We start from the raw sequence: 6,304 nt of genomic DNA, 5'->3' as shown, positions 1-6,304 counted from the left end.
GCGCCCCCATCCAATGGTCGACCGCCTTCGACAACACCGACGCCCGCACCACCAACCTCCCCACCTACCCCTTCCAACGCCAGCACTACTGGGCGCCGGATACGGAGGTGCCGTCGCTCACCACCGAAGCCCGGCAGGAAGTCGTCGACACGGCTGCCGCGCAGCACCATGACCCAGCTGCTGAACTCCGTGATGCCATAGCCGGATTGAGCGAGGCCGAGCAGGTCGATCGTTTGCTCACACACGTCCGGGAAAGTGCCGCCCTCGTCCTCGGGCTGGATTCCGCCGCGGCGGTGCAGGACCAGGCAACGTTCAACGATCTGGGCGTCGACTCGATCACCGGCGTCGAGCTCAAGAGCGCACTTCAGGCGCGCACCGGGCTCCAGCTTCCGGCAACCCTCATCTACGACTGCCCCACTCCTCTCGCCGCCGCGCGCTATCTGCGGGACCTGCTCTTCGGCAGGCCCCAGGAAGAGAGCCGCGCACGCGCCGCGATCCCGGCCGATGAGCCGATCGCGATCGTGGGGATGGGCTGCCGCTTCCCGGGCGGGGTGACCTCGCCCGAGGGCCTGTGGGACCTGGTGGCCTCGGAGACGGACGCCATCTCACCGTTCCCGATGGGCCGTGGCTGGGATGTTGAGGGCCTGTACGACCCGGACCCGGCAGCGGCCGGGCGTACGTACAGCCGCGAGGGCGGATTCCTGCACGACGCGGGCGACTTCGATGCCGCCTTCTTCGGCATCTCCCCCCGCGAGGCAATGGCGATGGACCCGCAGCAGCGGCTGCTGCTGGAGACGTCCTGGGAGGCGCTGGAGCGGGCCGGCATCGACCCGCACACCCTGCGCGGCAGCCAGACCGGCGTCTTCGTCGGCGCGATGACGCAGGAGTACGGCCCTCGGCTTCACGAGTCCGCACAGGGCTACGAGGGCTACCTGCTGACGGGCAGCACCGCCAGTGTCGCCTCGGGCCGCGTCTCCTACACCCTCGGGCTGGAGGGTCCGGCGGTGACGGTCGACACGGCCTGCTCGTCCTCGCTGGTGGCCCTGCACATGGCGGTGCAAGCGCTGCGCAACGGAGAGTGCGACCTCGCGCTGGCGGGTGGCGTCACGGTCATGGCCGAGCCGGGAATGTTCGTGGAGTTCTCGCGGCAGCGGGGGCTGGCGGCGGACGGACGCTGCAAGGCATTCTCCGACACCGCCGACGGAACAGGCTGGAGCGAAGGCGCCGGCGTACTCGCCGTCGAACGGCTCTCCGACGCGGTACGCAACGGCCACCGCATCCTCGCCGTGGTCCGGGGCTCCGCCGTCAACCAGGACGGCGCCAGCAACGGCCTGACCGCCCCCAACGGCCCCTCACAACAACGCGTCATCCGACGCGCACTGGAAAACGCCGGACTGCACACCGGCGATGTGGACGCGGTCGAAGCCCACGGCACCGGCACCCGCCTGGGCGACCCCATCGAAGCCCAAGCCCTGATCGCGACCTACGGCAAAGACCGCCCGGCCGAACAGCCACTCTGGCTCGGCTCGCTCAAATCCAACATCGGCCACACCCAGGCCGCCGCAGGCGTGGGCGGCATCATCAAAATGGTGCTCGCCATGCAACACGGCGAGCTGCCCCGCACCCTGCACGTACAGCAGCCCTCCTCCCAGGTCGACTGGTCAGCAGGCACCGTCTCCCTGCTCACCGAGCCGACGACCTGGCCCGAGCTGGACCGTCCCCGCCGCTCCGCCGTCTCCTCCTTCGGCGTCAGCGGCACCAACGCCCACGTCATCCTCGAACAGGCACCGGAACCGGAAACGACGGACGAGTCGCAGGCAACGCTGGATCTGCCCATCGTTCCGGTGATCGTCTCGGGACGTGATGAAGGTGCGCTGCAGCAGCAGGCACAGCAGTTGATCGAGCGGGTTGACGCGGCACGGCTGTTGGACCTGGGCTACTCGACCGCAGTGTCACGCTCGGCCTTCGAGCACCGGGCAGTGGTACTGGCTGAGAACGAGGCGGCGCTGCGGGCCGGCCTGGAGTCGATCGTGGCGGGTGAGGCGTCCGCAGACGTCGTCGCCGGTGTGGTGGCAGACAGCGTCGGTCGGTCGGTGTTCGTGTTCCCGGGCCAGGGGACGCAGTGGGTCGGCATGGCCGCCCAACTGCTGGCTGAATCGCCGGTGTTCGCCGCAGCCATGGCCCGCTGCGAAGACGCACTGAACGGCCTGGTCGACTGGAAACTCACCGACATCCTCGCCGATGAGGACGCCCTACGGCGCGTCGATGTCGTCCAGCCCGCCTGCTTCGCCGTCATGATCTCTCTCGCCGAGCTGTGGAGATCAGCAGGCATCCAGCCCGACGCCGTCATCGGCCACTCCCAAGGTGAGATCGCCGCCGCCGTCGTCTGCGGCGCGCTATCCGTCGAGGACGGTGCCCGCATCAGCGCCCTGCGCGCCCAGATCATCGGACGGAACCTCGCCGGTCACGGCGGGATGGCCTCCATCGCCCTGCCCCGTGCCGAGGCCGCGGCCCGGCTGGAGCGGTGGGACGGCCGGCTGGAGGTCGCGGTGGTCAACGGCCCCACCTCCACCGTTGTCGCCGGTGACGCCACCGCCATCGCGGAAATGGTCGCCGCCTGCGAGGCTGACGGTGTCCGGGCCCGCACCATCGCCGTCGACTACGCCTCCCACTCCACCCACGTCGAAACCATCGAAGACGAGCTGCTCCAAGCTCTGGACGGCATCCACCCGCAGACCGCCGCCATCCCGTTCTACTCGACGGTCGAAGCCGCCCCGATCGACACAACTGGGCTCGACGCCGACTACTGGTACCGCAACCTCCGCCAGACCGTCCGCTTCCACGAAACCGTCCACCGCCTCCAAGCCGACGGCCACACCCTCTTCATCGAAACCAGCGCCCACCCCGTCCTCACCCCCGCCCTCCCCGACAACATCACCGCCATCGGATCGCTACGCCGCAACGAAGGCACCCTCCGACGCTTCCTCACCTCCACCGCCGAAGCCTTCACCCACGGCGCCCCCATACACTGGCCCACCCTCTACGACAACACCGGCGCCCAACCCACCGACCTCCCCACCTACCCCTTCCAACGCCAGCACTACTGGCTGGAGGCTCCCGCTCCGCAGAGCCGGACCGAGGCGCCGCAGGACGAGCTGTCGTACAACATCACATGGCGGAACCTGACGTTCACGGGATCGGCACGGCTCACCGGCCACTGGCTGCTCATCTCCCCGATCGAGCACAGCTCTGAGCACAAGGTCGATCGCAACGCTGAACTCACCGCTGACCTGGCTCAGGCGCTCACCGCCCACGGCGTCACCGTCACCCACCTCACCGTCGACCCCAGCACGGACCGCGGCGCACTCACCACCTTCCTCGCCGCGCAGCACGACCAGCCGGTCACCGGCATCGTTTCCCTCCTCGGCCTCGTCGGCGGTACACACCCCGAGCACCTCACCCTGCCCATCGCGCTCACCGCGACTCTCGCCCTGACGCAGGCCCTCGGCGACACCAACCTCAAGGCCCCGCTCTGGACCCTCACCCAGGGCGCCGTCGCCATCACCCCCGGGGAGACCCCCGACCCCGAAGCCGCCCAACTCTGGGCCCTCGGACGCGTCGCCGCCCTCGAACACCCCGACCACTGGGGCGGACTCATCGACCTCCCCCACACCCTCACCCCCCAGACCACCCGCCACCTCACCCAAGCCCTCGCCCACACCACCACCGAAGACCAAATCGCCCTCCGCCCCTCCGGCGCCTTCGGCCGTCGCCTCGTACGCGTCCCCGCACGCGCGGAAGCGGGCCGGCCGTGGCGTCCGCGCGGAACCGTGCTGATCACGGGCGGTACGGGTGCCATCGGCAGGCACGTCGCCCGCTGGCTGGCCGAGCACGGCGCCGAGCATCTCGTGCTGACGAGCAGGCGCGGCGAACAGGCGCCCGGGGCGCAGGCGTTGGCGGACGAGCTGGCCGGGCTCGGGGCCCGAGTGACCCTGGCGGCATGCGATGTGGCGGACCGCGACGCGCTGGCCGCGCTGCTCGACGAGCATCCGCCGACCGCCGTCTTCCACACCGCGGGAGTGCTCATCGACGGCACGGTCGGTGCCCTCACCCTCGACCGCATGACGGAGGTACAGCGCCCCAAGGCGACCGCCGCCGTTCATCTGCACGAGCTCACCGAGGGCCGCGACCTCGATGCCTTCGTTCTCTTCTCGTCCGTCACCGGAGCCTGGGGCAACGGTGGTCAGGCCGCGTACGCCGCCGCCAATGCCGCACTGGACGCGCTCGCCGAGCGCCGCCGGGCCGCGGGGCTGGCAGCGACCTCCATCAGCTGGGGCCTGTGGGCCGGTGGAGGCATGGCCGAGGGCACCGGCGAGGTGAGCCTCAACCGTCGTGGCATCCGTGCCCTGGAGCCCCGCACCGGGATCCAGGCACTGCAGCGCGCGCTGGACGAGGGCGCGGTCTGCCGCACGGTCGCGGACGTGGACTGGGCGGAGTTCGCACCGCGCACGGCGGCGCTGCGCCCCGGGCCGCTCTTCGACGAGCTGCCCGAGGCCCGCCGCGCTCTGGAGCAGGACGGCACCGTGCGGGCAAAGACCGCCAGGGACGGCTCCGGTGCCTCACTGGCCCAGCGCATCGGGGGCCTGCCGGTGGGCGAACAGCGGCGGATTCTTGTGGAGCTGGTCCGTACGGAGGCCGCCGCGGTGCTGCGCCACGGTTCGGCGGACGCCATCGCGCCGGGCAGCTCTTTCAAGGCCGCGGGCTTCGACTCACTGACCGCGCTGGAGCTGCGCAACCGCCTCAACGCCGCCACCGGAGTCACACTCCCCGCCACCGTCGTCTTCGACCACCCGACCCCCGCCACGCTGGCCGGCTTCCTCCAGCACGACGCCCTCGGCCTGACCTCTGACCAGTCCACGCCGGACCAGGCCACCACTCCGGCACGGACTCCCCTGTCCACCGACGAGCCGATTGCCATCGTCGGCATGGCTTGCCGCTTCCCGGGCGGCGTACGGTCCCCCGAGGACCTGTGGAAGGTACTGCTGGAGGAGCGGGACGTCATCGGCCCGATGCCGACCGACCGCGGCTGGGACGTGGACGGTATCTACGACCCGGAGCCCGGCCGACCGGGCCGTACCTACACCCGCGAAGGCGGATTCCTCTACGACGCAGGGGAGTTCGATGCCGCCTTCTTCGGCATCTCCCCCCGTGAGGCGCTCGCCATGGACCCGCAGCAGCGGCTGCTGCTGGAAACCTCCTGGGAGGCGCTGGAGCGGGCCGGCATCGACCCGCACACCCTGCACGGCACCCAGACCGGCGTGTACGCGGGCATGGTCCACCAGGAGTACGCGGCCCGGCTGCACGAGGCGCCGCAGGAGTACGAGGGACATCTGCTGACCGGCACCTCCGGCAGCGTGGTCTCGGGCCGAGTCTCCTACGCTCTGGGCCTGGAAGGCCCGGCCGTGACCGTCGACACGGCCTGCTCGTCCTCCCTCGTGGCACTCCACCTGGCGGTGCAGGCGCTGCGCAACGGCGAATGCGACCTCGCGCTCGCGGGCGGTGTCACCGTCATGGCCGCCCCCGGCCTCTTCGTGGAGTTCTCGCGGCAGCGGGGGCTGGCGGCGGACGGGCGCTGCAAGGCGTTCTCCGCGGCGGCCGACGGTACGAGCTGGGGTGAGGGTGCCGGCATGCTGGCCGTAGAGCGGCTGTCGGACGCGGAACGCAACGGCCACCGCATCCTCGCCGTGGTTCGCGGCTCCGCTGTCAACCAGGACGGCGCCAGCAACGGCCTGACCGCCCCCAACGGTCCCTCACAGCAACGCGTCATCCGCCGGGCGCTGGAGAACGCCGGGCTGGGTGCGGAAGACGTCGACGCCGTCGAGGCGCACGGCACCGGCACCCGGCTCGGCGACCCCATCGAAGCCCAAGCGCTGCTGGCCACGTACGGGCAGGATCGCCCGGCCGAACAGCCGCTGTGGCTGGGCTCGCTGAAGTCCAACATCGGGCACACCCAGGCCGCCGCAGGCGTGGGCGGCGTCATCAAGATGGTGCTGGCCATGCAGCACGGCGTACTGCCTACGACGCTGCACGTGGACGAGCCTTCACCGCATGTGGACTGGACCGCGGGAGCGGTGTCCCTGCTGACGAAGCAGACGCCGTGGCCGCTGTCGGATCGGGTCCGGCGGGCCGGCATCTCGGCCTTCGGCGTCAGCGGGACGAACGCGCACGTGGTGCTGGAGCAGGCACCGCACGACACCACCGAGCAGGACGACCCCAAGGGCGAGTTGAGCCCGGTGCCGGTCAT

The 6,304-nt window shown here is 70.9% G+C and carries 1 protein-coding gene; it reads left to right on the top strand.

Annotated features, from left to right (window positions below):
- On the top strand, window positions 1–6,304 hold a 6,304-nt coding region (locus tag ACIGQF_RS38410), incomplete at both ends, for an SDR family NAD(P)-dependent oxidoreductase (RefSeq protein WP_399720739.1).

It is taken from the genome of Streptomyces sp. NPDC053560 (assembly GCF_044544605.1).
GTDB lineage: Bacteria > Actinomycetota > Actinomycetes > Streptomycetales > Streptomycetaceae > Streptomyces.
Note: the sequence above shows the minus strand (reverse complement) of the source record. Positions and strands in the feature narration are given on the sequence as shown.